Raw genomic sequence first — 25,900 nt, 5'->3', positions numbered from 1 at the left:
ACCGCGATGGATGCGACGCCCCTCGCGGTTCTCGATCTCGTCGGCGTCGCCGTCTTCGCCGCGACCGGGGCGCTCGCCGCGTCGCGGCGCCAGCTCGATCCGGTCGGCTTCGCCTTCCTCGCGGCGCTGACCGGCGTCGGCGGCGGCACGGTGCGCGACCTCCTGCTCGGCCGGACGGTGTTCTGGATCGCCCAGCCGACGCCCGTCGCGCTCTGCATTGCGGTTGCCGCCGCGGTCTTCTTCACCGCCCATCTGGTCGAGTCGCGCTACCGCCTGCTGCTCTGGGCGGATGCGGTCGGCATAGCGGGTTATTGCGTACTCGGCGCGGCGCGGGCGCTCGAAGCGGCGGCGAGCCCGCTCGCCGCGATCCTGCTCGGCATGGTGACGGCGACCTTCGGCGGCATCCTGCGCGATGTGCTCGCCGGCGAGCCGAGCGTCCTGATGCGCAAGGAGATCTATGTCACGGCGACGCTCGCCGGCGCGGGCCTCTTCGTCGGGCTGGTCGAGTTCGGCGTGCCGTTCTGGCCCGCCGCACTCGCCGGCGCGGCGGCCTGTTTCCTCGTCCGCGCCGGAGCGCTCCATTTCGGCTGGACGCTGCCGACCTATCGCTCGCGTCCCGGCCGCCCGGTCTGATCAGGCGGCGTAGCGCGTCGCTTCGGCGCCGTAATGGTTGACGTAGCGTGCATTGATCGCCGAGACGGGCAGCACGACCAGCACGTCGGTCGTGCCGAACTGGTGGTCGACGACGGCCCCCTCGCCGATATAGGCGCCGAGCCGCAGATAGCCCTTGATGAGCGGGGGCAAAGCGTGCAGCGCGGCCTTGCCGTCCATCGCCTCCGGCGCCATCCGGTTCATCACCACCTTGCGGCCGGCGATCGCCGAGACGCGCCAGTCTTCCGGCGCCCGGGCATGGTGGTGGAGGAAGGAGAGCGGCAGGGCGAGCCGGCTCGGATCGGTCCCCTCGAGCGAGGCGCAGCCGATCATCACGTCGATGCCGTGCGCCCGGACATAGGCCCAGATGCCGTGCCAGAGCAGTTCGACGGTTCGCTTGGTGCGGTACGGCGCGAGCACGCAGGAGCGGCCGAGCTCGAGGAAGTTGAGCCCGGGATGGCGCTCGATCAGCGGCGCGATGTCGAATTCCGCCGCGGTATAGAATCCGCCGAACCGGTCGGCGACGCTCTGGCGCAAGAGCCGGTAGGTGCCGACGATCATCGGCCGGCCGTTCGGGGCGATGCGGTCGTGGTCGATGACGAGCAGATGGTCGCAGAACTTGTCGAAGACGTCGCGGTCGCGGCCGGAGACGAGCGTGCGCGCATCGGCGATCGCCGACATCTCCTGATAGAACACCCGATAGCGGAGCCGCTGCGCGTCTTTCACTTCCGCCGGCGATTCGGCGAGCCGCACCTCGAGCGCGCCGATCCGGCCGAGCGTGCCGGTGGCGGCGGAAAACCGCTCGCGCTTCGAGAGCTTCGCGCCGGGAAGGCGGATATTGTCCGGTCGCCAGTTCTGCAGTGCCGGCAAAGCGCCGATCGCCGCCGGCAGGCGGATCAACCGACGGGCGGCCTCGAGGCCGTTTCTCGCCATATGCCCCTCCTGGTCGCGCGATGATTCGAGCGGGCGACCCTTGATGCGACTAACCATACAATTCGGACAGTTCGGTGACAGCCGCTTTGCCGGCGTCGCAGCGCGTTCCACTCAGGAGGCGGCCGGCAGGGAGCCGGTGAGACGCTTGTGGAGATGCACCATGAAGGCGGTGGCGAAGAGCGGCGCAGCGAGATTGACGATCGGGATGGCGACGAAGAGGCCGATGACGAGTCCGGCGAGGAAGATCGTCGGGCCGTGCCGGCCGCGCAGCGCCCGCGCCTCCTCGCGCGGGCGGAACCGCACCGCGGCGGCCTCGAAATACTCCCGGCCGAGCAGATAGCCATTGCCGATCAGGAAGGCGACGAGATTGACGCCGGGCACGAGAAGCAGGATCAGGCAGACGAGGTTGACGCCGATCACCACGAGGGTGAAGGCGAGCGTGCCGAGAAGGCTCTGTCCGAGGGGCAGGTCGCGGCCGGGCGGATCCTGCGGATAGTGCCGCCGCTCGACGAGGCCGGCGATCTCGTCGGTGAAGAGGCCGGCGAAGAGCGCCGTCACCGGTGCGACGAGGAGGCCGAGTCCGATCAGGAGGCCGATGCCGGTGAGGATGGCGATCGCGGTCGCGAGCCAGGGCCAGCTGCCGGTATCGACGAGCCAGACGAGAAAGCTCTCGAGCGCCAGCCAGACCACGACGAGGAGGGCGATGGTGAGGCCGATCGACTTCCACAGCACGGCGCGGAACTCCGGCCGCAGAATGTCGGAGAGGGCGGCGAAGGCGGCGGCGATCATCGGCGGGGCTCCGGCTCAACGGGTCGCAGTTAAGCGTGCCGTCAGCCCGCCGCAAGCCTCGGCGGCGGTCGCGGTTGCGGTCGCCCGCCTCGCCTGTATAGTCCGCCCGTTCGCCCCCTCAGCTTCTCGACCCGCGGCGCTCCGCGCCGCCGCAACCGGATCCCCTTCCCTCATGACGGAACCCCGCTTCGACGTGCTCGGCATGGGCAATGCGATCGTCGACATTCTCGCCCGCGCCGAGGACGACTTCCTGGTCCGCCAGAACCTGGTCAAGGGCACGATGCGCCTGGTCGATCTCGAGGAATCGAACCGGCTCTATTCGGTGATCGGTCCGGCGATCGAGGCGTCGGGCGGCTCGGCCGGCAATACGGTGGCCGGCGTTGCCTCGCTCGGCGGGCGCTGCGTCTTCGTCGGCAAGGTCGCCGCCGACGAGCTCGGCCGCGTCTACACCCACGACATCCGCTCGATCGGTGCCCGCTTCGACGTCGCTCCGCTCGAGGGCGGACTGCCGACGGCGCGCTGCGTGATCCTGATCACGCCGGACGGCGAGCGCACCATGAACACCTATCTCGGCGCCTGCCATCTGCTCGGGCCGGAGGATGTCGATGCCGAGGTCGTCGCCGCGACCGCGATCACCTATTTCGAGGGCTTCCTGTGGGATGCGCCGAGCGCCCGCGACGCCTTCTTCAAGGCGGCGAAGATCGCCCATGGCGCCGGCCGCAAGGTCTCGCTCACCCTTTCCGACCCGTTCTGCGTCGATCGCTTCCGCGGCGAGTTCCTGTCGATGGTGCGCGACGGCACGATCGACATCCTGTTCGCGAACGAGGTCGAGGTGAAGTCGCTCTACCAGACCTCGAGCTTCTCGACGGCGCTCGATGCGCTCAAGGCCGACTGCAAGCTCGCCGCCGTCACGGTCGGGGCGGAGGGCTCCTTCGTCGTGTCGTCCGACGGCATCGTCCAGGTGCCGGCGACGACCGTCGAGCGGGTGATCGACACGACGGGCGCCGGCGACCTCTACGCCGCCGGCTTCCTCTATGCCCTGTCGCGCGGGCTCGATCTCGTCACCGCGGCGGAACTCGGCGCGCTCGCCGGCGGCGAGGTGATCTCCCATATCGGGCCGCGGCCGGCGACCTCGCTCGCCGATCTCGCCCGGCAGAACGGGTTCGTCCTGCCGGACGCCGTCACCGCGTGATCAGCGCGAGCGGACGAAGCCGACGACGTCCTTGACGCCGTCGAGCACCGGGGTGGCGATCGCCGCCGCCCGGGCCGCACCGGCGCCGAGCAGCGCGTCGATATGGCCCGGATCGGCCATCAGGCGCCTCATCTCGCCGGCGATCGGCGCGAGTCTGTCGACCGCGAGTTCGGCGAGCGCCGGCTTGAAGGCCGAGAACTGCTGCCCGCCCCATTCGGCGATCACGGCTTCCTTCGAAAGGCCGGCGAGCGCGGCGTAGATGCCGACGAGATTGTCGGCCTCGGGCCGCGCCTTCAGCCCCTCGAGCTCGGTCGAGAGCGGCTCGGGATCGGTCTTGGCGCGCCGGATCTTCTGCGCGATCGTGTCGGCGTCGTCCGTCAGGTTGATGCGCGAATTGTCGGACGGGTCCGATTTCGACATCTTCTTCGTGCCGTCGCGCAGGCTCATGATGCGCGTCGCGGGTCCCGAGATCAGCGGCTCGGTGAGCGGGAAATAGGCCTCGCCGAAACCTTTGGCCGCGATCGATTCCGCGAAGTCGTTGTTGAACTTCTGGGCGATGTCGCGGGTCAGCTCGAGATGCTGCTTCTGGTCCTCGCCGACCGGAACGTGGGTCGCCTTGTAGGCGAGGATGTCGGCCGCCATCAGGCTCGGATAGGCGAGCAGGCCGAGCGAGGCGTTCTCGCGGTCCTTGCCCGCCTTGTCCTTGAACTGCGTCATGCGGTTCATCCAGCCGATGCGCGCGACGCAGTTGAAGATCCAGGCGAGTTCGGCATGGGCCGAAACCTGGCTCTGGTTGAAGACGACGTGCTTCTCGGGGTCGATGCCCGCGGCGACGAAGGCCGCCGTCACCTCGCGGATCTGGCGGGCGAGCTCGTTCGGCTCCTGCCAGACGGTGATCGCGTGCATGTCGACGACGCAATAGATGCACTCGTGGCTCTCCTGCAGCGCGACGAAGTTCTTGATCGCGCCGAGATAGTTGCCGAGGTGCAGATTGCCGGTGGGCTGGACGCCCGAAAAGACGCGAGGGTGGAAGTCGGTCATGGCACGCGGTTCCGGAGGGTGGAAAGCGGCGCCTCTTGGCACGGCGGGGTGAGAAGCGCAAGGCGCGCGCCTCACCGCCGGCGGAGCGCCGCCTTCACCACCCGGCGGAAATCCATCACCCCGGCGAGCTGGACGAGCACGGCGTAAACGAGCAGCCCGGCGCCGCACAGCACCGCCATCGCGCCGGCCCGCCACAGCACGCGGCCGTCGGCGAACCAGGGCTCGGCGAGCAGGCCACCCCCGAACACCACGGCGCCCATCACCGCGGAGGCCGCGACGACGAGCGGCAGGTTGCGCGTCACCGCCCGGTCCGGAACGAGCTGGCCCCGCCGCCACAGCGTCGCGCCGAGCAGGATCGCGTTCGCCCAGCCGGCGACGCTCGTCGCGATCGCGATGCCGACATGGGCGAGGAAGGGGAAGAGAGCGAGCGACAGCACCACATTGACGACCATGCCGACCGCCGCGAACCACATCGGCGTCTTGGTGTCCTCGCGGGCGTAGAAGGCGGGCGAGAACACCTTGATCAGCACGAAGGAGGGCAGGCCGACCGAGAAGGCGATCAGCGCCGCCGCGGTCTCCCGCGTATCGGCCGCGGTGAAGGCGCCGCGCTGATAGAGCACCTGCACCACCGGAGTCGCGATCACCACGAGCGCGATCGCCGCCGGGACGGTGAGCGCCATGGCGAATTCGAGGCTGCGGTTCTGGGTGTGATGGACGAGATCGTCGCGGCCGGCGCGGATCTGGCGGGCGAGGTCGGGCAACATGACGACCGCGATGGTCGCCCCGACGATGCCGAGCGGCAGCTGGTAGATGCGGTCGGCGTAATAGAGGTAGGAGACCGCGCCGGGCGCCAGCGAGGCGATGATCGTGCCGATCACGATGTTGATCTGGGTGACGCCGCCCGAGACGACGCCCGGCAGGGCGAGCGCGGCGAGCCGTTTGACCCCGGGCGTGATGCGCGGCCGCACGAGGCGCAGGCCGAGCCCGGCCCGGCGGCTCGCGACGACCACGACGGCGAGCTGCAGCAGGCCGCCGACGAGCGTCGCCCAGGAGAGCGCGATGCCCGCCGTCGCGGTGTTGCTGTGGCCGTCGAGGATCACCCAGGCGAGCGCGCCGACGAAGACGATGTTGAGGAGGGCGGGCGCCGAGGCCGCGGCGGCGAAGCGGCCGCCGGCATTGAGCACGCCGGAATAGAGCGCGGTCAGCGAGATGAGCGTCAGATAGGGGAAGGCGATCCGGGTCAGGAGCACCGACAGATCGAACTTCTCCGGGTCGGCGGCGAAGCCGGGCGCCATCACATACATCAGCGGCACCATGGCGATCTCGGCCACGACCGTGACGGCGATCAGCACGGCGAGGAGGGCGGCGAGCGCCTCCGAGCCGAAGCGCCGCGCCTCGGCGGCGCCCTCGCCCTCCAGCGTCTTCGCAAAGAGCGGGATGAAGGCGGAGGAGAAGGCGCCTTCCGCGAACAGCCGGCGGAAGAGGTTGGGGAAGCGGAAGGCGACGAGGAAGGCGTCGGCGACCGGCCCGGTACCGACCGCGGCGGCCATGAAGGAATCGCGCACGAAGCCGAGCACCCGGCTCGACGCGGTCGCGCCGCCGACGGTGACGAAATTCTTCAGGAGCGACATGGGCCGGCCGGGCTTTCGAGGACGGTGACAGGTCGGCTTTGCCCTCTCCTCCCCCCACAACCTTCACCCCGGCCTCCGTGCCGGGGTCCATGATCGTGAGGCTGGGCGCAGAAGCGCGCCGTCGCCACGGGAACGATCGGAGCTGGCCGAGCGCTTGCTCGAACCGGAACGATCATGGATTCCGGCCCGGAGGCCGGAATGACGGATGGACGGGCCGGACCCGGAAAGAACGAGCGCTCCATCACCCGGCCTTCGCCTTCGCCACCGGCTTGTCGGCCGGCATCTCGCCGGCGAACACCTCTTCCAGCCGCCGGCGGATCGAGGCTTCGCGGCTCGCCCGCTTGATGCGCTGGCCCATCAGGTCGGTGACGTAGAAGACGTCCACGGCCCGCTCGCCGAAGGTGGCGATGTGGGCCGAGGCGATGTTGAGGTTGAGGTCCGAGAGCGAGCGGGTGAGGTCGTAGAGGAGGCCCGGCCGGTCGATGCCGGAGGCTTCGATGACCGTGTAGGCGTTCGACCAGGAGTTGTCGACGAGGATGCGCGTCTCGACCGAGAAGGGCTTCAGCCGCGCCCGCGGCTTCGCCCGCCGGGCGATGATCTCGGGCAGTTGTACGGTGCCGGACAGCGCGTCCTCGATCAGGCCGCTCACCTTGGTCGCGCGGCGCAGTTCGTCCTCGTCGAGGTCGAACTCGCGGGTGATCGCGATCGTGTCGAGGGCGAGGCCGTCCGTGGTGGTGAAGATCTGCGCATCGACGATGTTGCAGCCCGCCGCCGTGCAGGCGCCGGCCATCACCGAGAGCAGGCGCGGGTGGTCGGGCGCGAGCACGGTGATCTCGGTGACCGCCTCGAAGGTCCGCGTCGCGACGGCGGTGGCGAGCGTCTTGCCGGTCCGCTCGGCGTCGCGCACCAGATTGGCGTGCGCGATCTTGCGGGCGAGATCGACCCGCACCCAATAGGCCGAATAGTGCCGTTCGACATAGGCGCGCCGCTCGGCCTCGCTCCAGCCGCCCTCGGCGAGGGCGCGGTCGAGCTCGGTCTTTGCGGCGGCGACGCGGCGGTCGCGCGAGACCTGGCTGTGCCCGCCGGAGAGCAGCGGCTCGGTCTCGTAATAGAGGGTGCGCAGGAGCTGGCCCTTCCAGCCGTTCCACACGCCCGGGCCGACCGCCTTGATGTCGGCGACGGTCAGGATGAGCAGGAGCTTCAGCCGCTCGAGGCTCTGCACGACGGCGGCGAAATCGAGGATCGTCTTGCGGTCGCCGAGATCGCGCGACTGCGCCGTCATGCTCATCAGCAGGTGATGCTCGATCAGCCAGGCGACGGTTTCGGTCTGCGCCGGCGACAGGCCGAGCCGCGGGCAGAGCTTGCGCGCCACCTTGGCGCCGGCGATCGAATGATCCTCCGGCCGCCCCTTGGCGATGTCGTGCAGGAACAGCGCGACATAGAGCACGACGCGGTCCTGGATGCCGGGAATGATCTCGTTGGCGAGCGGGTGCTCGCCGCCGAGCTCGCCGCGTTCGATCTCGGCGAGGATGCCGATCGAGCGGATGAGGTGCTCGTCCACCGTGTAGTGATGATACATGTTGAACTGCATCATCGCGACGATGCGGCCAAAATCTGGTATGAACCGGCCGAGCACACCCGCCTCGTTCATCCGCCGCAGCACGATCTCGGGCTGGTTCTTCGAGGCGACGAGTTCGAGGAACAGCCGGTTCGCCTCCGGATTCTCCCGCAGCTTCGCGTCGATCAGCTTGAGCGAGCGCGTCACGCGCTTCATCGCATCGGGGTGGAAGGCGAGATTGTAACGGTCGGCGTGATGGAAGATCCGGATCAGATTGACCGGATCGTTCTCGAACACCGCGTCGGATGCGATGTTGATCCGATCATGCTCGACGACGAAATCCTTCGAGCCGGAGAATTTCTTGCGCCGTCCGGGCAGGGCGGCAAAGAAGCGATTGAGCCGCGGCGCCGCCTTGACGTGCTGTTCCTCGAGTGCGGCGCAGAAGATACGGGTCAGATCGCCGACGTCCTTGGCGACCAGGAAGTAATGCTTCATGAAGCGTTCGACGTCGCGCAGGCCCGGATGCGCCGTGTAGCCGAGCCGCATCGCCATGTCGCGCTGGACGTCGAAGGAGAGCCGCTCCTCCGCCTTGCCGGTCAGGAAATGGAGGTGGCAGCGCACCGCCCAGAGGAAATCCTCGGCGCGGTGGAAAAGCGCGAGCTCGTCGCGGCTGAACACGCCGGCGGCCGCCAGCTCGTCGCGCGCCTTGGCGTCGGCGGGCCCGAGCCGATAGACGTATTTGGCGATCCAGAACAGGGTGTGGAGGTCGCGCAGGCCGCCCTTGCCCTCCTTCACGTTCGGCTCGACGACATAGCGCGACGCGCCTTGCCGCTTGTGCCGGTCGTCGCGCTCGGCGAGCTTCGCGGCGGCGAACTCGGCCGCCGTTCCCTTCACCACCTCGCCGTCGAAGCGGCGCGACAGGTCCCTGAACAGCGCCTCCTCGCCCCACAGGAAGCGGGCTTCGAGGATCGCCGTGCGGATCGTCATGTCGGTGCGGGCGAGGCGGATGCACTCGTCGACGCTGCGCGTCGCATGGCCGACCTTCAGGCCGAGATCCCAGAGCATATAGAGGATGAACTCGACGACGCTCTCGCCCCAGGGGGTCTGTTTGTAGGGGAGGAGGAAGAGCAGGTCGATGTCGGAGCCCGGCGCGAGCATGCCGCGGCCATAGCCGCCGACCGCCACCACGGCCATCCGCTCGGCATTGGAGGGGTTCTCGGCCGGATAGACCTGGCCCACCGCTACCTCGTAGAGCAAGCGGATGATGCCGTCCTGGAGGTCGGACAGCGCCCGCGCGCAGTGCCGGCCGCTGCCGCGCGTTCCCGCGAGCAGGCGGCGCTCCGCCTCGGCGCGGCCGTCCTTCAGGCGGGTCTTCAGATGCGCGAGCAGCGCGGCGCGCGCCTCGGCCTTGCCGGCGCCGGCGGCGATCCGCGACAGGCCCGCCGTGAGCCCGTCGCCATCGACGAGCGGGGAGACGTCGCTCATCGGGTCCTCCCGAAGCAGCGCGCCGCCGGGACGGCGGTTCGCATCGTCGGTCGGGGCGAAAGGGCCGCTTCCGCATCGCGCGGAGGGGTTGCGCCGGGTCGTGAAAGCCAATGTGGGGACATCGAGGGCCGGACTTCTCCGTCGCAACCGGGAACGTCGAGCCCCAGTTCTGGCCGGAGCCGCGCGCCAAGGCAAGGGACGAGGCGATCGAGCCGGCGGGAGAGCCGCTCTGAGACCTCTGCCGGCCGCGTGGACCGGGCCGGCAGGGAACACGCCAGCGTGGTCCGAGCCGGCCGCCGTCGCGGTGGTGGCGGGGCGGCGAAGCGTCGCCGCCGCCACAGCGACGGTCAGCCCCGCGGCCGGAGCGCCTTCAGCCGATAGAGCGCCTCGAGCGCCTCGCGCGGGGTCAGATCGTCCGGGGCGAGCGCGTCGAGCGCCGCCTCGAGCGGGTCGGGCCCGGCCCTCTGCGGCGGCGGGGCGGGAGCCGGCCGTGCGGCGAAGAGCGGCAAATCGTCGACGAGCGCCTGCGCCGGCGAGCGGCGGTCGCCCTCCTCGAGCTTTTCGAGCACGGCGCGGGCGCGCGCGATCACCGGCGCCGGCAGGCCGGCGAGCTTCGCCACCTGGATGCCGTAGGAGCGATCGGCTGCGCCGGGCACGATCTCGTGCAGGAAGACGACGTCGCCCTGCCATTCCCGCACACGCACCGTCGCATTCTCGACCCGGCCGAGCCGCGTCGCGAGCGCGGTGAGCTCGTGATAATGCGTCGCGAACAGCGCCCGCGAGCGGTTGACGTCGTGCAGATGCTCGATCGCCGCCCAGGCGATCGACAGCCCGTCGAAGGTCGCCGTGCCGCGGCCGATTTCGTCGAGCACGACGAGCGAGCGCGTCGTCGCCTGGTTGAGGATCGCCGCCGTCTCGACCATCTCGACCATGAAGGTCGAGCGGCCGCGGGCGAGATCGTCCGCCGCGCCGACGCGCGAGAACAGCCGGTCGACGACGCCGATCCGCGCCGCCCGAGCCGGGACGTAGGAGCCCGCCTGGGCGAGCACGGCGACGAGCGCGTTCTGGCGCAGGAAGGTCGATTTGCCGGCCATGTTCGGCCCGGTGATCAGCCACAGCCGGCCGGCCTCCTCGCCGTCCGGGGCCGAGAGATCGCAGTCATTGGCGACGAAGGCCTCGCCGCCCTCGGCGGCGAGCGCCGCCTCGACGACCGGATGGCGGCCGCCCTCGACCGCGAAGGCGAGCGAGCGGTCGACCTCCGGCCGGCACCAGCCGCCGACCTCGGCGAGGGTTGCGAGCGCGGCGGCGACGTCGACCGTCGCGAGCGCGGCGGCGGCGGCCCGGACCGCGTCGCCCGCCGCCACCACCTCGGCGGCGAGCGCCTCGAACGCCTCGAGTTCGAGCGCCAGCGCCCGGTCGCCGGCCGAGGCGATCTTCGCCTCCAGCTCGGCGAGCGCGGTGGTGGTGAAGCGCATCGCGCCCGCCATCGTCTGGCGATGGATGTAGCGGCCGGCGAACTCCGCCGAGATCAGCCTTTCGCCATGCGCCTGCGCCACCTCGATGAAATAGCCGAGCACATTGTTGTGCTTGATCTTCAGCGCCTTGACGCCGGTGTCCTCGGCATAGTCGGCCTGCAGGCCGGCAATGACACGGCGGCTCTCGTCGCGCAGCGCCCGCGCCTCGTCGAGCGCCGCGAGATGGCCCCGCCGCACGAAGCCGCCGTCGCGCTTCAGGAGCGGCAATTCGTCGGCGAGGGCTCCGGCGAGCAGGGCCGCGAGCCCGGCCGGGACCGCGCCGAGCTTCTCTGCCGCCGCGGCGAGTTCGTCGGGCGCGACAACGCCGGCGAGCGCCGCGGCGACATCGGCCGCCGCCTCGAGGCCCAGGCGCACGGCGGCGAGATCGCGCGGGCCACCGCGGTTGAGCGCGAGGCGGGAGAGGGCGCGCGCCATGTCGGGTGCGGCGGAAAGGATCGCCCTGAGCCGCTCGCGGAGCCGCGGCTCCGCGATCAGGAAGCCGATCGCGTCGAGCCGGCGGTCGATGATTTCGGGGTCCGTCGAGGGGCTGGCGATCCGCTCGGCGAGAAGGCGCGCGCCCGGGCCGGTCACCGTGCGGTCGATCGTCGCGACGAGGCTGCCGCGCCGTTCGCCCGACAGGGTACGCGACAGTTCGAGATTGGCGCGCGTCGCGGCATCGATCAGCATCGTGCCGCCGTCCGCCTCGCGGGTCGGCGGGGCGAGCCGCGGGCGTTCGCCGATCTGTGTCTTCTCGAGATAGGCGAGCGCGGCGGCGGCCGCGGCGATCTCGACCCGCTCGAACGTGCCGAAGCCGTCGAGCGTCTCGACCCCGAAGAAGGCGGCGAGGCGGGCCGCCGCGGTGGCGCCGTCGAAGAAGGCGGCCGGCAGCGGGGTGAGCGCCGGCCCCAGCCCGCGCAGGATCGGGCCGAGCGTCTCGTCGGCGAGCAGCCCGTCGGGCGCGACGAGCTCGCGCGGCTCGATGCGGGCGAGATCGGCGCCGAGCCTGTCGGCCGCGGTGCCGGCGAGCCGGAACTCGCCGGTCGACAGGTCGATCCAGGCGAGCGCCAGGCGGTCGGCCCCGTCGGCCCCGCCGCCGCGATTGCGGGCGAGCGCGGCGAGGAAGCTGCTCTGCCGCGTGTCGAGCAGGCGCTCCTCGGTCAGCGTGCCCGGGGTGACGAGCCGGACGACATCGCGCTTCACCACCGATTTCGAGCCGCGGCGCTTCGCTTCCGCCGGATCCTCGAGCTGCTCGCAGACGGCCACCCGGTGACCGAGCGCGATCAGCTTTTCGAGATAGTCCTCGGCGGCGTGGATCGGTACGCCGCACATCGGGATGTCCTCGCCGAGATGCTTGCCGCGCTTGGTCAGCGTGATGCCGAGCGCCCGGCTCGCCACTTCGGCGTCGTGGAAGAACAGCTCGTAGAAGTCGCCCATCCGGTAGAACAGCAGATAGCCCGGATTGGCGGCCTTGATCTCGATATACTGCTCCATCATCGGCGTGGCGCGCGGCGGAGCGGACGGGTCGGGCGGAGCGGTCTCGAGCATGGCGCAGAGGCTAGCAGAACCGGTCGCGACCTCCAGAGCGGCCGGCGCCGCTCCCCATCTTTTGCGCGCCGGAAGGATGCGGCCCCGGTCGCGCCGGCTTCAATCGGGTTGCGTGCCGCTGCGATCGTCTGTTGAGTGGCGATCCTGGCGCCCGGCAGTCGTCGCGGCGCGGCGGGGGATCACGATGCCATCCGGCCCCACCCAACGTCTGGCCATCAAGGCACGCAAGTTCGGCCGGCGCTGGCTCGGCGCGCCGTCCTGGCTCGAGCGGGATTCGGCGAGCGGTCTCGTTCTTTCGGTCGATCCGCCGATCATCCACACGACGCTGGTCTGGCCCGAATCGGCCGACTACCTCTGGGCCTTCGGCAGCCGCGTCGGCCGCAAGCCTGCCGCGATCGTGATCTACTTCTCGTGGCATTTCGACGGCGGCTTCGCTTCCAAGCGGGCCGTCGAGCGGGTCGCGGCCTATCGCAGGGCGTTTCCCGAGCATCGCGTCCACTTTCTGGCGAACGCTCAGGACGAGGTCGACTCGCTCGAGCGGTTCGGTGAGAAGGGCCTCCTTCTCAATCACAATCTGTCCGTGTCCGAGCGGTTCTTCTTCCCGATCGACGACGCGGAGGTAGCGTTCGACGCGGTCTACAATGCCCGCCTTGACGTGTCCAAGCGGGTCGACCTCGCCTTCGGCATCGACCGGGTCGCCTATGTGACGCGCCATTATCCCGCCGGCGACCAGACCGAGGCCGTCCGGCTCCAGACACTGATCGAGGCGCGCAGTCCGGCCCATCGTATCCTCAACCGGGTCGAGAACGGGATCGTCCAGGGCCTCGACGCCGAGGAGGTCAATCGGGCCCTCAACAGCGCGGCGGTCGGCCTTTGCCTCTCGCCGGTCGAAGGCGTCATGCTCTCGAGCATGGAATATATGCTCGCCGGCCTGCCGGTCGTCTCGACGCCGAGCACAGGGGGGCGCGACTTCTTCTTCGATCCCGACTTCTGCATGATCGCGCCGCCGACCGAGACGGCCATTCGCGAGGCCGTCGATACGCTCAGGGCACGCCGGATCCCGAAGCGCCATGTCCGCGACAGGACGCTCGCCAAGCTCGCCCCGCAGCGCCGGGGGTTTCAGGCCTTCCTCGACGATGTCCTCGCCGATCTCGGCTATCCGCCCCGATTCGGCGGGGCTTGGCCCTGGAGTGGTCGGCGCAACTTCTCGACCTGGGCGACCGTGAAGGATCATTTCGCTGCGGCGCGGCAGGAGCCGACGGCTTTCCCCTCGGGGCACGGGCCGCGCAGCTAGAGCAGGATGCCGGCGCGGCCCGCGGCCGCGCTGCACCGTCTCTCTCCGTCATCGCCGCCACGGCCGCGACCCTGCGCCCGCGTCAAGAGAGTTTCGTCGCCGCCGGGCGTCGAAGCCCTTGAGGTGGGGGAGGGGGCTCGCGTATCGTCCGGCCCTCGAAAAAACCCCTCACGAAGAACGACGCGCCAGCGCCGCCTCTCCGGAAACGCCCTGCAATCGGGAGTCCCATGGCAGCCTCCGACAACGCCGCGGACAAGAAGCCCGCGAAATCCGGCCCCGCGCTCACCGATCAGGAAGCGCTCGCCTTCCACGCCCAGGGACGACCCGGCAAGCTCGAGATCAGCCCGACCAAGCCGATGGCGACGCAGCGGGACCTCTCGCTCGCCTATTCGCCCGGCGTCGCCGTGCCCGTGAAGGCCATCGCGGCCAATCCCGCCGCCGCCTTCGACTATACGACGAAGGGTAATTTCGTCGCGGTGATCTCGAACGGCACCGCCATTCTCGGCCTCGGCAATCTCGGGCCGCTCGCCTCGAAGCCGGTGATGGAAGGCAAGGCCGTCCTCTTCAAGCGCTTCGCGGACATCGACGCGATCGATCTCGAGGTCGACACCGAGGACGTCGACGCCTTCGTCAATTCGGTGCGCTATCTCGGGCCGTCCTTCGGCGGCATCAATCTCGAGGACATCAAGGCGCCGGACTGCTTCATCATCGAGAGCCGCCTGCGCGAGCTGATGGACATTCCGGTCTTCCACGACGATCAGCACGGCACGGCGATCATCGCGGTCGCCGGCATGCTCAACGCGCTGCATCTGACCGGCCGCGACATCAAGACGACGCGTCTCGTCTGCAACGGCGCGGGCGCCGCCGGCATCGCCTGCATCGAACTCGTCAAGGCGATGGGCATGCCGTCGGAGAACGTGCTGCTCTGCGACACCAAGGGCGTGGTCTATGAGGGCCGTACCGAGGGCATGAACCAGTGGAAGGCGGCGCACGCGACCCGCACCGAGGCGCGCACGCTCGAAGACGCCATGAAAGGCGCCGACATCTTCTTCGGCGTCTCCGCGAAGGGCGCGCTGACGCCGGACATGGTCGCCTCGATGGCCCCGCGGCCGATCATCTTCGCGATGGCCAATCCCGATCCGGAGATCACGCCGGAGGAGGTCGCGTCGGTGCGCGACGACGCGATCATGGCGACCGGCCGTTCGGACTATCCGAACCAGGTCAACAACGTGCTCGGCTTCCCCTACATCTTCCGCGGCGCGCTCGACGTGCGGGCGACGACGATCAACGAGCCGATGAAGATCGCGGCGGCGCAGGCGCTCGCCGCGCTCGCCCGCGAGGATGTGCCCGACGAGGTCGCCGCCGCCTATCAGGGCGTGCGGCCGCGCTTCGGGCCGAACTACATCATCCCGGTTCCGTTCGATCCGCGGCTGATCTCCGAGATCCCGGCCGCCGTCGCCAGGGCGGCGATGGATTCGGGCGTCGCCGGCAAGCCGATCGCCGACTTCAACGCCTATCGGCTGCAGCTCACCGCCCGGCGCGACCCGATCGTCTCGACGCTCACCCGCATCTATGAGCGGGTGCGGCGCAATCCGAAGCGGGTCGTCTTCGCCGAGGGCGAGGAGGAGCAGATGATCCGCGCCGCCGCCGCCTTCGTGAACCAGAAGCTCGGCACGGCGATCCTGATCGGCCGCGAGGACATCGTCCGCGCCACCGCGGCCTCGGCGGGCATCGAGCTCAAGGACGGGCTCGAGATCCACAATGCCCGCCTGTCGCACCGCAATGCCGACTATATCGAGTTCCTCTATGCCCGCCTGCAGCGGGACGGCTATCTCCATCGCGACGCGCAGCGCCTGATCAACACCGACCGCAACCATTTCGGCGCCACCATGGTGGCGCTCGGCGATGCGGATGCGATGGTGACCGGCATCACCCGCAACTATTCGACGGCGCTCGCCGACGTCCGCCGCGTCATCGACCCGCGGCCGGGCCACCGGGTGATCGGCGTCTCGATCGTGCTGATCCGCGGCCGCGCGGTGATCGTCGCCGACACCGCGGTGCACGACATGCCGTCGGGCGAGGAACTCGCCGAGATCGCCATCGAGGCGGCCGGCGTCGCGCGCCGGCTCGGCTATGAGCCGCGCGTCGCCATGCTCGCCTATTCGACCTTCGGCCAGCCGGAGAGCGAGCGCTCGCGCCATGTCCGCGAGGCGGTGCAGATCCTCGAGCGGCGGCGCGTCGATTTCGAGTACGACGGCGAGATGGCGGCCGATGTGGCGCTCAATCCGAAGGTGATGGCGCTCTATCCGTTCTGCCGCCTCTCGGCGCCGGCGAATGTGCTCGTCATGCCGGCGTTCCACTCCGCATCGATCTCGACCAAGATGATGCAGGAGCTGGGCGGCGCGACGGTGATCGGCCCGCTGCTCGTCGGTCTCGACAAGCCGGTGCAGATCGTCTCGCTCGGCGCGCGCGACAGCGACATCGTCAACATGGCCTCGCTCGCCGCCTTCAACGTCGGCGGGTGAGCGGCCCGCCGCCCTTACGCTCTGCCGCGCCCGGCGAGAGCTCTGCGTGGCCGCGCACGAGGGTGCGGCCCGCCATGGCGGATCACGGCCCGCCGATCAGGGCGGCGGCGGCCTCGGCGTGGCGCCGGATCAGGCGGCCCTTGCGGTAGCGCGCGAGTGCGCCGAACAGGCTTCTCGGCAGGCTCGCCGAACGAAGCAGCGCCTGCCCCTCCCGCCATGCGACGGGCACCTCGCCCTTCAGAAGCGCCTTCACCACGACCCGTACCGCCAGATAGGCGAGCAGATCGCGATAGCCCGGCTCGCGGAACACCGGATGACGGGCGACGAGTTCGTCGAGCCCGTGCACGTAATCGGTGGAAAGGCGCGAGATCGAGTCGGAGCCCTGATGCTTGACGACGTCCTCGGCCGTGCCGAGCGCCACGACATGGCTGCGGGCGAGCTTCAGAAGAAGATCCCGATCCTGCTGCCGCACGAGATTCGGATCGAAGCCGCCGACCGCCCGCAGCGCCTCCCGCCGGGCTGCGATGGCGGAGCAGGTGAGCGGCAGGGCATGGCAGACGAGCAGGTGGACGAGCGCATTTCCCGTCATGCGGGCGCTGGGTTGCTTCGCGATCTCGATGTCCTGTCCGTTGACGATCTGAAAGCTGTCGAGAACAGAGCCGATAGTTTCATTATTTCTAAAGAAATTGACCAGGCGTAACGCTCGTCCGGGGAGGAACTCATCGTCGGAATCGAGAAAAGCGACAAGGGATGACCGAGCGGAAGCAATCCCAATATTGCGTGCAACGTTACCGTTTGACTTCGCGGCGAGACGAATATAGCGAAGTCTCTCGTCGTTGGTGCGCAAGACGATCTCTCGGGTCTGGTCCGTCGAGGCGTCGTCGACGACGATCACCTCTAGATCGGCGGAGTCCTGCGTCAAGGCGCTCGCCAGCGCGCGCGGCAAGGTTGCTCCGCGATTGTAGGTCGGAATAATGATAGTGAGATCCGGCAAGGCGGGTCCCCCGGCGATTACCAAGATCTTTATATATACTATAAGGATTGTCTTTGTAGACGTGGGATCTCGCCCGATCGTCTGGTCCCGCGCCGAAGCCCGGTGCTCTGCCGCCCGGCGGAATGTCGGACGAGCGGCAGAGGTCCTCACGCGCCGATCTAACTTTGGCGAGCGGTACGGAAGAGCCCGGAAGAGGGCGGCAAAGCGCCCCGCACCCATGAATTGTCTTCATGCCGACCCGCGGCTAAGCTCGCGCGACTGACAAGGGAGCCGGATATGGCGGATCACGGGACGTTCTACTGGAACGAGCTGATGACGCGCGACGTCGAGGCCGCGAAGCGCTTTTATGGCGCGACGCTCGGCTGGGGCTTTTCCGAAATGCCGATGCCGGACGGCGTCTACCATCTCGCGCTGCTGGGCGACAAAATGGTGGGCGGCATCTTCGACATCGGGGCGCCCGCCTTCGACGGCGTGCCGGAGAGCTGGTTCGCCTATATCGCGGTCGACGATCTCGACGCGCGGCTCGCCAAGCTGCGCGAAGCGGGCGGCACGGTCGACCGGGAGCCGTGGGATGTGCCGGGCGTCGGCCGGATCGCCATCGTGAGCGACGTCAACGGCGCGACGATGGGCTGGATCGTTCCCGCGGCGCCATCGGCTTGAGAATGCGCCTCGCCTTCTGCCGTTTGCGGCGGCGGCCATGAGCGGGGCGGCGGGCGTGCCGCGGGTGTTCGACTGCTTCCCGTTCTTCAACGAACTCGATCTGCTCGAGATTCGGCTGAACGAACTCTCCGCGGTCGTCGACCGCTTCGTCCTCGTCGAGGCGCGGAGCACCTTCGCCGGCGCCGCGAAGCCGCTTCACTTCGCGCAGAACCGCGAGCGCTTCGCGCCGTTCCTCGATCGTATCCACCACATCGTGCTCGAGGATCTGCCGAGCGCGGAGCGGGCCGGCTGGCCCCGTCAGGACCGGCAGCGCGATGCCCTCGCCGCCGGCCTCGCGGAAGCCGGTCCGGACGATCTCGTGCTGCTCTCCGACGTCGACGAGATCCCCAGGGCCTCCGCCGTCGCCCGTGCCGCGGCGCGGCCGGCGGACCGTCCCGAGATCGTCTGCTTCGAGCTGCGCATGTTCAACTATTTCATCAACCTCGAGACCGATTCGCGGTGGCTGCGCAGCGGCCCGCGCGCGGTGCGGCGAAAATTTCTCGGCCGGCCCAGCGCGCTTCGCTCGGTTCGGGGGCCGGCGGACAACCCCTTGCGCGACACACTGCGCGCCTGGCGCGCCGCCCGTGCCATGGGTCGCCCGATGCACCGCGTGGTGGAGCGCGATGCCGGCTGGCACTTCACCTATCTCGGCGGCCCCGAGGCGGTGCACGAGAAGCTCGTCAGTTTCCTCGGTTCGGAGCGGATCGATCCGGCCGATCTCGATCTCGGCGCGCTCGCCCGGCGGATCGCCGCGAGCCGGCCGATGATCCGCCGCCGCGCGGCGCAGCTCGTGGCCCGTGCGCTCGACGACAGCTTTCCCGAGCATTTGCGGCGGAATGTGGATCGCTTCGGGCACCTCATCGCACCGCTGCCGGCGGGTTGAGGCCTCAGAGCCTCAGAGCCGCGGCACCACCTGCACACCCGCCTCGGCCATCGCGCTCCGCGCCGCGGCGAGCGAGCCGCCGGTGTCGATCGCCCGGCAGCCCTCTTCGATCACCGTGGTCGCGAAGCCCTGCCGGCGGGCGTCGATCGCCGTCCAGGCGACGCAGAAATCGGTGGCGAGGCCGACGACGAAGACCTCCGAAAGGCCGCGTTCGCGCAGATAGCCCGTAAGGCCGGTCGGGGTCGCGTGGTCGGCCTCGAAGAAGGCGGAATAGCTGTCGATCGCGGGATGGAAACCCTTGCGGACGACGAGCTGGGCGTGCGGCAGGGCGAGCCCGGCGGAGAGCGCCGCGCCTTCCGTGCCCTGCACGCAGTGGTCGGGCCAGAGCACCTGACTGCCATAGCCGAGCACGATCGTCTCGAACGGCGCCTTGCCGGCATGGCTGGAGGCGAAAGAGACATGGCCCGGCGTATGCCAGTCCTGGGTCAGCACCACATTCTCGAAACGCGTGCCCAGCGCATTCACGACCGGCAGGACGGCATCGCCGTCCGGCACGGCGAGGCGGCCGCCCGGCAGGAAATCGTTCTGCACGTCGACGACGATCAGCACCGATGAGTCGTTGCGCATCTCTCGCTGCATGTCCGGCCGCGTCCCTTGCTGCGTCACCCGAGCCCCAGAAGAGGCCGCGCCGCCGCCGCCGTCAATCCGCCGGCACGGTGACCCGCCGCAGCGTCAGATTGATCCGGCCCGGCTCCCTCAGCAGGGTCGAGGTGCCGGGCAGGATACGGTCGACGCCGTGATAGGCGAGCCGCGCGCCGCCGCCGAGCACCACCACGTCGCCGGAGACGAGCCGCATCGAGCGCGTCGGATCGCGCCGCGAGGTGCCGCCGAGCCGGAACACGGCACTGTCGCCGAGCGAGACGGAGACCACCGGCGCGCGCTTCTCGCCCTCGTCGGCATCGACATGCAGCCCGAGCCGGGCGTCGGGCGCATACCAGTTGACGAGGCACGCCTCGGGCGGATGCGGAAAATCCGCGACCTCCGCCCACAGTTCGAGCAGCGGGAGCGGAATGGGTGGCCACGGCGCGCCGGTCACCGGATGGGTCGGCTGATAGCGGTAGCCCGTGACGTCCGACACCCAGCCGAGCGGACCGCAATTGGTCATCCGCACGGAGAGCTTCTGGCCGGTCCGCGGCATGGCCGGCCGATAGAGCGGTGCGGCGGCGACGAGCGCGCGGACCGCTGCGACAAGGGCGGCCTGCTGGGCGCGGTCGAAATGGCCGGCGAGGTATCGGAAGCCGTCGGGAGGGGGGTGCGGCATGGTGGTTGCTAGAGGTTGGGGGTGCGAAAAGCGCCCGCTCCTGAGCGGCTTGCGGCTGATTGGGGCTGTTCTTATATACGCGCCGAACGGCGACGATCCGACACCCGGAAAGCGTCGCCGCCAGATCCCGTGTTGAATGGGGACCGGCCGGCAAGCCGCCGGCCTCGGCGGGGGCCTCGAAGGAGGACCCGCACGGTCCGCCGAAAGGAGAGAAGCATGGCGAAGGTCATCGGCATCGACCTCGGAACGACCAATTCCTGCGTCGCCGTCATGGACGGCAAGACGGCGAAGGTGATCGAGAATTCGGAGGGCGCGCGGACGACCCCGTCCATGGTCGCCTTCACCGACGACAACGAACGGCTGGTCGGCCAGCCCGCGAAGCGCCAGGCGGTCACCAATCCGGAGCACACCTTCTTCGCCGTCAAGCGGCTGATCGGTCGCCGCTACGACGACCCGATGGTCGAGAAGGACAAGGGCCTCGTCCCCTACAAGATCGTGCGCGGGCCGAACGGCGACGCCTGGGTCGAGGTCGAGGGCGAGAAATATTCGCCGTCGCAGGTTTCGGCCTTCATCCTGCAGAAGATGAAGGAGACCGCCGAGGCCTATCTCGGCCAGAAGGTCGAGCAGGCGGTGATCACCGTGCCGGCCTATTTCAACGACGCCCAGCGCCAGGCGACCAAGGACGCCGGCAAGATCGCCGGCCTCGACGTGCTGCGCATCATCAACGAGCCGACGGCCGCCGCGCTCGCCTACGGCCTCGACAAGAACGAGGGCAAGACGATCGCCGTCTATGACCTCGGCGGCGGCACCTTCGACATCTCGGTGCTCGAGATCGGCGACGGCGTGTTCGAGGTGAAGTCGACGAACGGCGACACCTTCCTCGGTGGCGAGGATTTCGACATGCGCCTCGTCAACTATCTCGCCGACGAGTTCAAGAAGGAGCAGGGCATCGATCTGCGCGGCGACAAGCTGGCGCTGCAGCGGCTGAAGGAAGCCGCCGAGAAGGCGAAGATCGAGCTGTCCTCCTCGGCCCAGACCGAGATCAACCTGCCTTACATCACCGCCGACGCGAAGGGGCCGAAGCATCTCGCCCTGAAGCTCACCCGTGCGAAGTTCGAGGCGCTGGTCGACGATCTCGTCCAGAAGACGATCGCCCCCTGCAAGGCGGCGCTGAAGGATGCCGGCCTCACCGCCGGCGAGATCGACGAGGTGGTGCTGGTCGGCGGCATGACCCGCATGCCGAAGATCCAGGAAGTGGTGAAGCAGTTCTTCGGCAAGGAGCCGCACAAGGGCGTCAACCCGGACGAGGTCGTCGCGATGGGTGCGGCGATCCAGGCCGGCGTGCTGCAGGGCGACGTCAAGGACGTGCTGCTGCTCGACGTGACGCCGCTGTCGCTCGGCATCGAGACGCTGGGCGGCGTGTTCACCCGCCTGATCGAGCGCAACACCACGATCCCGACCAAGAAGAGCCAGGTCTTCTCCACCGCCGAGGACAGCCAGAGCGCGGTGACGATCCGGGTCTTCCAGGGCGAGCGCGAGATGGCGGCCGACAACAAGCTGCTCGGCCAGTTCGATCTCGTCGGCATTCCGCCGGCGCCGCGCGGCGTGCCGCAGATCGAGGTGACCTTCGACATCGACGCGAACGGCATCGTCAACGTCTCGGCAAAGGACAAGGGCACCGGCAAGGAGCAGCAGATCCGCATCCAGGCCTCGGGCGGCCTGTCCGACGCCGACATCGAGAAGATGGTCAAGGAGGCCGAGGCGAACGCCGCGGCCGACAAGAAGCGGCGTGAGCTCGTCGAGGCGAAGAACCAGGCCGAGGCGCTCGTCCACTCGACCGAGAAGTCGCTCGCCGATTACGGCTCGAAGGTCTCGGCCGCCGACAAGGGCGCGATCGAGGCGGCGCTCGCCGAGGTGAAGGCGGCGCTCGCCGGCGACGACGCCGAGGCGATCAAGGCGAAGAGCAACGCGCTCGCCCAGGCCTCGATGAAGCTCGGCGAGGCGATGTACGCGGCCGGCCAGGCGGGGGATGCCGCCGGTGCCGGTTCGGCCGAGAAGGACGACGTGGTCGACGCCGACTTCGAAGAGGTCGACGAGGACAAGAAGAAGTCCGCCTGATCATGGTCGGTGCCCTTCGCCACCACCGGCGATCGGCCGATCGACTGCGGGGCGCGGCGACGCGCCCCGCCGCATGTTACGACGCGGCACCAGGCCGCTCACTTGCCAGCCGAAAGCACCGCTAGATGGCCAAGCGCGACTTCTATGAAGTACTCGGCTGTCCCCGCGACGCCGACGAGAAGACGCTCAAATCCGCCTTCCGCAAGCTCGCCATGCAGTATCATCCGGACCGCAATCCGGGCGACCACACCGCCGAGGCGAAGTTCAAGGAAGTCAACGAGGCCTATGAGTTCCTGAAGGACCCGCAGAAGCGGGCGGCCTATGACCGCTTCGGCCATGCCGCCTTCGAGGGCGGCGGGGCCGGCGGGCGCGGCTTCCAGGGCGATTTCGCCTCGTCGATGTCGGACATCTTCGACGACATTTTCGGCGATTTCATGGGCGGCCGCCGCGCCGGCGGCGGCGCACGCTCCGGCGGCCGCGAGCGCGGCGCCGATCTCCGCTACAATATGGAGATCACCCTCGAAGAGGCCTATGCCGGCAAGACCGCGCAGATCCGCGTGCCGACCAAGATCGTCTGCGAGGCCTGCAAGGGCACCGGGGCCAAGCCCGGTTCCTCGCCCAAGATCTGTCCGACCTGCGAGGGCCATGGCCGTGTCCGCGCCGCGCAGGGCTTCTTCTCGATCGAGCGGACCTGCCCGACCTGCCAGGGACGGGGCGAGGTGATCTCCGACCCTTGCGCGGAATGCGCCGGCTCCGGCCGCCAGACCGAGGAGCGCACGCTCTCCGTCAACATTCCCGCCGGCATCGAGGACGGCACCCGCATCCGGCTGTCGGGCGAGGGCGAGGCCGGACTGCGCGGTGGGCCGCCGGGCGATCTCTACATCTTCCTGTCGTTGAAGCCGCACTCCTTTTTCCAGCGCGACGGGGCCGACATCTTCTGCCGCGTGCCGATCTCGATCACCACCGCCGCGCTCGGCGGGCAATTCGACGTGCCGACCGTCGATGGCGGCAAGACGCGGGTGAAAATTCCCGAAGGAACCCAGACCGGCAAGCAGTTCCGCCTGCGCGGCAAGGGCATGCCCGTCCTCCGCTCGAAGGAGATGGGGGACATGTATATTCAGGCCGTTGTCGAAACCCCGGCCAATCTGACGCGCCGGCAGCGCGAGCTGCTGGAGGAGTTCGAGAAGGCCTCTTCGGACGAGACCAATCCGGAATCGACAGGCTTCTTCGCCAAGGTGCGGGATCTGTTCGGTGGCTGATCCAGTCCGCGCGCACTGTCACACGGCCGCCGTGAAGGACGGGTGATGATCAACGACAGGCATGCGCGAATCGGGTGCGGCATGAACGGCTTGCAGACCAGCAGACTGAAGACCAAGGTGGCGGACGAGGTCCGTTTCCTGAAGAACTGGATCGACAAGCCGCTGACCACGGGCGCCGTCAGCCCGTCCGGCAAGGCGCTGACCAGACTGATGGCGAGCTTCGTCTCGCCGGTCGACACGCTGCCGGTGCTCGAGCTCGGCCCCGGCACCGGCGTTGTCACGCAGGCGCTGCTGGCGCGCGGCGTCGCGCCCGGCCGGATCGTCTCGGTCGAATACAATCCGCAATTCTGCAGCCTGCTCGCCGCCCGGTTTCCGGGCGTGTCGATCGTCGAGGGCGATGCCTACGATCTCGACCTCGCCTTCGCCGCGACCGAGGGATGCCGGCTGTCGGCGGTCGTCTCATCGCTGCCGCTGTTCACCCAGCCCCTGCCGAAGCGGCGCGCGCTGCTCGAGGGCCTGCTCGCCCGGATGCGGCCCGGCGCGCCTTTCATCCAGTTCTCCTATGCGCTCGTGCCGCCGGTCCCCGCCGTCAGCGGCGCCTATACGGTGGACGTCACGCCCTGGGTGCTGAAGAACGTGCCGCCCGCGCGCGTCTGGGTCTATCGCGGCGTCGGCGGCGCCTGAGCGGCGGCGGGGGACGCGGCCGGGCTTCTCGTCGGCCGCCCTGCGCGGCCCTCTCGGGTTCTCCCCTCCTGGGCGGACGAAGGGTTGCGCATGCCGCCCGACCTCAAGATGATGGCGCGCTCCGCCGCCTGATTCCGAGGACCGCCATGACCGCGCTGCCGCTCGCCGACCGCCTGATCGTCGGGCTCGACGTGCCGAGCGTCGACGAGGCCCGTGTCGTCGTCGACACGCTCGGCGACCTCGTCACCTTCTACAAGGTCGGCATGCAGCTGCAGTTCGTCGGCGGCCTCGCCCTCGCGCAGGAACTCGCCCGCTCGGGCAAGAAGGTGTTTCTCGACGTCAAGCTGCTCGACATCGACAACACCGTCGCGCACGGCGTCGAGGGGATCGCGGCGATGGGCATGACCTTCTGCACCATCCACGCCTATCCGAAGGCGATGCGGGCGGCGGTCGCCGGCCGCGGTTCGGCGCCGCTCCGCCTGCTCGGCGTCACCGTGCTGACCTCGATGGACGATGCCGACCTCGCCGCCGCCGGCTATCACCGGACGGCGGCCGATCTGGTGGTCGCCCGCGCCCGGGACGCGGCCGCTGCGGGGATGGATGGCATCGTCTGCTCGGCGGCGGAGGTCGCCGCGGTGCGCGCCGCGGTCGGACCGGACCTCGCCCTCGTGACGCCGGGCATCCGCCCCGCAGGCGCCGCCGCCGGCGATCAGCGGCGTGTCGCGACACCCGCCGAGGCGATCCGCGCCGGCGCCGACCATCTCGTCGTCGCCCGGCCGATCCTCGCCGCGCCCGACCGGCGCGCCGCGGCCGCGGCGATCCTCGAGGAGATCGACCGGGCGCTCTGATCCGCGCGGGCGCCGAAGCGAGGCGGCCGGCGACATTCGCGACGTCAAATTCCATCCCCTCCCTTCCCGGCGGCGCGTGCGCCCGCTATGACGCGGAAAAGCGGAGGGCGAGATGGCGGAAACGGCATTCGTTGTGGTCGGCGCGGGCGGCCGCATGGGGCGGACCCTGGTGCGCGTGCTCGCCGAGACGCCGGGCGCGCGGCTGATCGGTGCGATCGAGCCGGAGGGGTCTGCCGTGCTCGGCGCGGATGCTGGCGTGCTCGCCGGCCTGCCGCCGCTCGGCGTCGCCGTGACCGACGATCCGCTGCCGCTCTTTGCGAAGGCGCAGGCCGTGCTCGACTTCACCGTGCCGGCGGCGACGATCGCCTTCGCCGAGCTCGCCGCGCAGGCCCGCCTCGTCCATGTGATCGGTACGACCGGCCTCTCGGCGTCCGACGAGGAGAAGATCGCCGCCGCGGCCCGTCATGCCGTGGTCGTCAAGTCGGGCAATATGAGCCTCGGCGTGAACCTCCTCGCCGGGCTGATCCGGCAGGCGGCGAAGGCGCTCGATTCCGGCTTCGATATCGAGATCCTCGAGATGCACCACCGCCATAAGGTCGATGCGCCCTCCGGCACGGCGCTGCTGTTCGGCCGGGCCGCGGCGGAAGGGCGGGGCGTCGATCTCGAGGCCATGTCCGTCCGGGTGCGCGACGGCCATACCGGCCCGCGGCCGGCGGAGGCGATCGGCTTCGCGACGCTGCGCGGCGGCTCGGTCGTGGGCGACCATTCCGTCGTCCTCGCCGGCGAGGGTGAGACGATCACGCTCTCGCACCACGCCGCCGACCGTGCCATCTTCGCCCGCGGTGCGGTGAAGGCCGCGCTCTGGGGACAGGGCAAGAAGCCCGGCCTCTACGCGATGGCCGACGTGCTCGGCCTCTCCGCCTGACAGAAGGATAG

20 protein-coding genes are annotated in these 25,900 nt (G+C 69.6%); 11 read left to right on the top strand and 9 right to left on the bottom strand.

Annotated features, from left to right (window positions below):
* Positions 1-6: 6 nt before the first annotated feature.
* Positions 7-633 (top strand): trimeric intracellular cation channel family protein, encoded by a 627-nt coding sequence (locus GGQ63_RS15640; protein WP_183857461.1) that lies wholly within the window; start codon positions 7-9, stop codon positions 631-633.
* Here the strand turns inward: GGQ63_RS15640 and olsB are convergent, their stop codons facing one another.
* Positions 634-1,584 carry a l-ornithine N(alpha)-acyltransferase gene (gene olsB, locus GGQ63_RS15635; protein ID WP_183857459.1) on the bottom strand — a complete coding sequence of 317 codons (951 nt, stop codon included), beginning with the start codon at positions 1,582-1,584 and terminating at the stop codon, positions 634-636.
* A gap of 111 nt (positions 1,585-1,695) precedes the next feature.
* On the bottom strand, positions 1,696-2,373 hold the full coding sequence (locus GGQ63_RS15630) for a sulfate transporter family protein (protein WP_183857457.1): 678 nt from the start codon (positions 2,371-2,373) through the stop codon (positions 1,696-1,698).
* Positions 2,374-2,545: 172 nt separating this feature from the next.
* On the opposite strand from GGQ63_RS15630, the gene GGQ63_RS15625 reads away from it, so the two are divergent.
* Positions 2,546-3,565 carry an adenosine kinase gene (locus GGQ63_RS15625; protein ID WP_183857455.1) on the top strand — a complete coding sequence of 340 codons (1,020 nt, stop codon included), beginning with the start codon at positions 2,546-2,548 and terminating at the stop codon, positions 3,563-3,565.
* On the opposite strand, the gene trpS is transcribed toward GGQ63_RS15625, so the two are convergent.
* From trpS to mutS, 4 genes are all read right to left on the bottom strand, one after another.
* Positions 3,566-4,606: a tryptophan--tRNA ligase gene (gene trpS / locus GGQ63_RS15620; RefSeq protein WP_183857453.1), complete on the bottom strand. Its 1,041-nt coding sequence runs from the start codon at positions 4,604-4,606 to the stop codon at positions 3,566-3,568. It abuts the gene before it with no gap.
* 71 nt (positions 4,607-4,677) lie between these two features.
* Positions 4,678-6,237, bottom strand: coding sequence for a murein biosynthesis integral membrane protein MurJ (gene murJ, locus GGQ63_RS15615; RefSeq protein ID WP_183857451.1), 1,560 nt, complete (start codon positions 6,235-6,237; stop codon positions 4,678-4,680).
* A 241-nt stretch (positions 6,238-6,478) separates the two neighbouring features.
* On the bottom strand, positions 6,479-9,280 hold the full coding sequence (locus GGQ63_RS15610; protein WP_183857450.1) for a [protein-PII] uridylyltransferase: 2,802 nt from the start codon (positions 9,278-9,280) through the stop codon (positions 6,479-6,481).
* Between the two features lie 347 nt (positions 9,281-9,627).
* Positions 9,628-12,339 carry a DNA mismatch repair protein MutS gene (gene mutS, locus GGQ63_RS15605; RefSeq protein WP_246429805.1) on the bottom strand — a complete coding sequence of 904 codons (2,712 nt, stop codon included), beginning with the start codon at positions 12,337-12,339 and terminating at the stop codon, positions 9,628-9,630.
* A gap of 184 nt (positions 12,340-12,523) precedes the next feature.
* Here mutS and GGQ63_RS15600 point away from each other — a divergent pair, with 184 nt between their 5' ends.
* The gene (locus tag GGQ63_RS15600; RefSeq protein ID WP_183857448.1) at positions 12,524-13,633 is read left to right on the top strand and encodes a glycosyltransferase family protein; all 1,110 of its coding nucleotides are present in this window, start codon (positions 12,524-12,526) and stop codon (positions 13,631-13,633) included.
* Positions 13,634-13,860: 227 nt separating this feature from the next.
* Entirely contained in the window at positions 13,861-16,158 is a 2,298-nt protein-coding gene (locus GGQ63_RS15595) for an NADP-dependent malic enzyme (protein ID WP_183857446.1), read from the top strand.
* Between the two features lie 82 nt (positions 16,159-16,240).
* On the opposite strand, the gene GGQ63_RS15590 is transcribed toward GGQ63_RS15595, so the two are convergent.
* Complete coding sequence (locus tag GGQ63_RS15590) at positions 16,241-17,152, bottom strand: glycosyltransferase family 2 protein (RefSeq protein ID WP_183857444.1); 912 nt, start codon at positions 17,150-17,152, stop codon at positions 16,241-16,243.
* A 276-nt stretch (positions 17,153-17,428) separates the two neighbouring features.
* Here GGQ63_RS15590 and GGQ63_RS15585 point away from each other — a divergent pair, with 276 nt between their 5' ends.
* Positions 17,429-17,812, top strand: coding sequence for a VOC family protein (locus GGQ63_RS15585; protein WP_183857441.1), 384 nt, complete (start codon positions 17,429-17,431; stop codon positions 17,810-17,812).
* Positions 17,813-17,849: 37 nt separating this feature from the next.
* Complete coding sequence (locus tag GGQ63_RS15580) at positions 17,850-18,734, top strand: glycosyltransferase family 17 protein (protein WP_183857439.1); 885 nt, start codon at positions 17,850-17,852, stop codon at positions 18,732-18,734.
* 12 nt (positions 18,735-18,746) lie between these two features.
* Here GGQ63_RS15580 and pncA read toward each other — a convergent pair whose 3' ends face one another.
* Together pncA and GGQ63_RS15570 are read right to left on the bottom strand one after the other, a co-directional pair.
* Positions 18,747-19,373, bottom strand: coding sequence for a bifunctional nicotinamidase/pyrazinamidase (pncA, locus tag GGQ63_RS15575; protein WP_183857437.1), 627 nt, complete (start codon positions 19,371-19,373; stop codon positions 18,747-18,749).
* 61 nt (positions 19,374-19,434) lie between these two features.
* Complete coding sequence (locus tag GGQ63_RS15570; protein WP_183857435.1) at positions 19,435-20,055, bottom strand: alpha-ketoglutarate-dependent dioxygenase AlkB; 621 nt, start codon at positions 20,053-20,055, stop codon at positions 19,435-19,437.
* 216 nt (positions 20,056-20,271) lie between these two features.
* Here GGQ63_RS15570 and dnaK point away from each other — a divergent pair, with 216 nt between their 5' ends.
* The 5 genes from dnaK to dapB all read left to right on the top strand — a co-directional run bounded on the left by dnaK (position 20,272) and on the right by dapB (position 25,889).
* Positions 20,272-22,173 carry a molecular chaperone DnaK gene (gene dnaK, locus GGQ63_RS15565; RefSeq protein ID WP_183857433.1) on the top strand — a complete coding sequence of 634 codons (1,902 nt, stop codon included), beginning with the start codon at positions 20,272-20,274 and terminating at the stop codon, positions 22,171-22,173.
* Between the two features lie 125 nt (positions 22,174-22,298).
* Positions 22,299-23,432 (top strand): molecular chaperone DnaJ, encoded by a 1,134-nt coding sequence (gene dnaJ / locus GGQ63_RS15560; RefSeq protein WP_183857424.1) that lies wholly within the window; start codon positions 22,299-22,301, stop codon positions 23,430-23,432.
* Between the two features lie 45 nt (positions 23,433-23,477).
* On the top strand, positions 23,478-24,116 hold the full coding sequence (locus tag GGQ63_RS15555; RefSeq protein ID WP_343061168.1) for a class I SAM-dependent methyltransferase: 639 nt from the start codon (positions 23,478-23,480) through the stop codon (positions 24,114-24,116).
* A 155-nt stretch (positions 24,117-24,271) separates the two neighbouring features.
* Positions 24,272-24,964: an orotidine-5'-phosphate decarboxylase gene (pyrF, locus tag GGQ63_RS15550; protein ID WP_425502082.1), complete on the top strand. Its 693-nt coding sequence runs from the start codon at positions 24,272-24,274 to the stop codon at positions 24,962-24,964.
* A gap of 112 nt (positions 24,965-25,076) precedes the next feature.
* A complete protein-coding gene (gene dapB, locus GGQ63_RS15545; protein ID WP_183857421.1) occupies positions 25,077-25,889 on the top strand; it encodes a 4-hydroxy-tetrahydrodipicolinate reductase in 813 nt (270 codons plus the stop codon).
* Positions 25,890-25,900: the final 11 nt, after the last annotated feature.

This window comes from Prosthecomicrobium pneumaticum (assembly GCF_014199915.1).
Taxonomy (GTDB): Bacteria; Pseudomonadota; Alphaproteobacteria; order Rhizobiales; family Kaistiaceae; genus Prosthecomicrobium; species Prosthecomicrobium pneumaticum.
Note: the sequence above shows the minus strand (reverse complement) of the source record. Positions and strands in the feature narration are given on the sequence as shown.

Bases quoted from the DNA above. Each gene is read 5' to 3' on its own strand.
- GGQ63_RS15640 (WP_183857461.1), top strand. From the start codon at position 7: ATGGATGCGACGCCCCTCGCGGTTCTCGATCTCGTCGGCGTCGCCGTC.
- olsB (WP_183857459.1), bottom strand. From the start codon at position 1,584: ATGGCGAGAAACGGCCTCGAGGCCGCCCGTCGGTTGATCCGCCTGCCG.
- GGQ63_RS15630 (WP_183857457.1), bottom strand. From the start codon at position 2,373: ATGATCGCCGCCGCCTTCGCCGCCCTCTCCGACATTCTGCGGCCGGAG.
- GGQ63_RS15625 (WP_183857455.1), top strand. From the start codon at position 2,546: ATGACGGAACCCCGCTTCGACGTGCTCGGCATGGGCAATGCGATCGTC.
- trpS (WP_183857453.1), bottom strand. From the start codon at position 4,606: ATGACCGACTTCCACCCTCGCGTCTTTTCGGGCGTCCAGCCCACCGGC.
- murJ (WP_183857451.1), bottom strand. From the start codon at position 6,237: ATGTCGCTCCTGAAGAATTTCGTCACCGTCGGCGGCGCGACCGCGTCG.
- GGQ63_RS15610 (WP_183857450.1), bottom strand. From the start codon at position 9,280: ATGAGCGACGTCTCCCCGCTCGTCGATGGCGACGGGCTCACGGCGGGC.
- mutS (WP_246429805.1), bottom strand. From the start codon at position 12,339: ATGCTCGAGACCGCTCCGCCCGACCCGTCCGCTCCGCCGCGCGCCACG.
- GGQ63_RS15600 (WP_183857448.1), top strand. From the start codon at position 12,524: ATGCCATCCGGCCCCACCCAACGTCTGGCCATCAAGGCACGCAAGTTC.
- GGQ63_RS15595 (WP_183857446.1), top strand. From the start codon at position 13,861: ATGGCAGCCTCCGACAACGCCGCGGACAAGAAGCCCGCGAAATCCGGC.
- GGQ63_RS15585 (WP_183857441.1), top strand. From the start codon at position 17,429: ATGGCGGATCACGGGACGTTCTACTGGAACGAGCTGATGACGCGCGAC.
- GGQ63_RS15580 (WP_183857439.1), top strand. From the start codon at position 17,850: ATGAGCGGGGCGGCGGGCGTGCCGCGGGTGTTCGACTGCTTCCCGTTC.
- pncA (WP_183857437.1), bottom strand. From the start codon at position 19,373: ATGCAGCGAGAGATGCGCAACGACTCATCGGTGCTGATCGTCGTCGAC.
- GGQ63_RS15570 (WP_183857435.1), bottom strand. From the start codon at position 20,055: ATGCCGCACCCCCCTCCCGACGGCTTCCGATACCTCGCCGGCCATTTC.
- dnaK (WP_183857433.1), top strand. From the start codon at position 20,272: ATGGCGAAGGTCATCGGCATCGACCTCGGAACGACCAATTCCTGCGTC.
- dnaJ (WP_183857424.1), top strand. From the start codon at position 22,299: ATGGCCAAGCGCGACTTCTATGAAGTACTCGGCTGTCCCCGCGACGCC.
- GGQ63_RS15555 (WP_343061168.1), top strand. From the start codon at position 23,478: ATGATCAACGACAGGCATGCGCGAATCGGGTGCGGCATGAACGGCTTG.
- dapB (WP_183857421.1), top strand. From the start codon at position 25,077: ATGGCGGAAACGGCATTCGTTGTGGTCGGCGCGGGCGGCCGCATGGGG.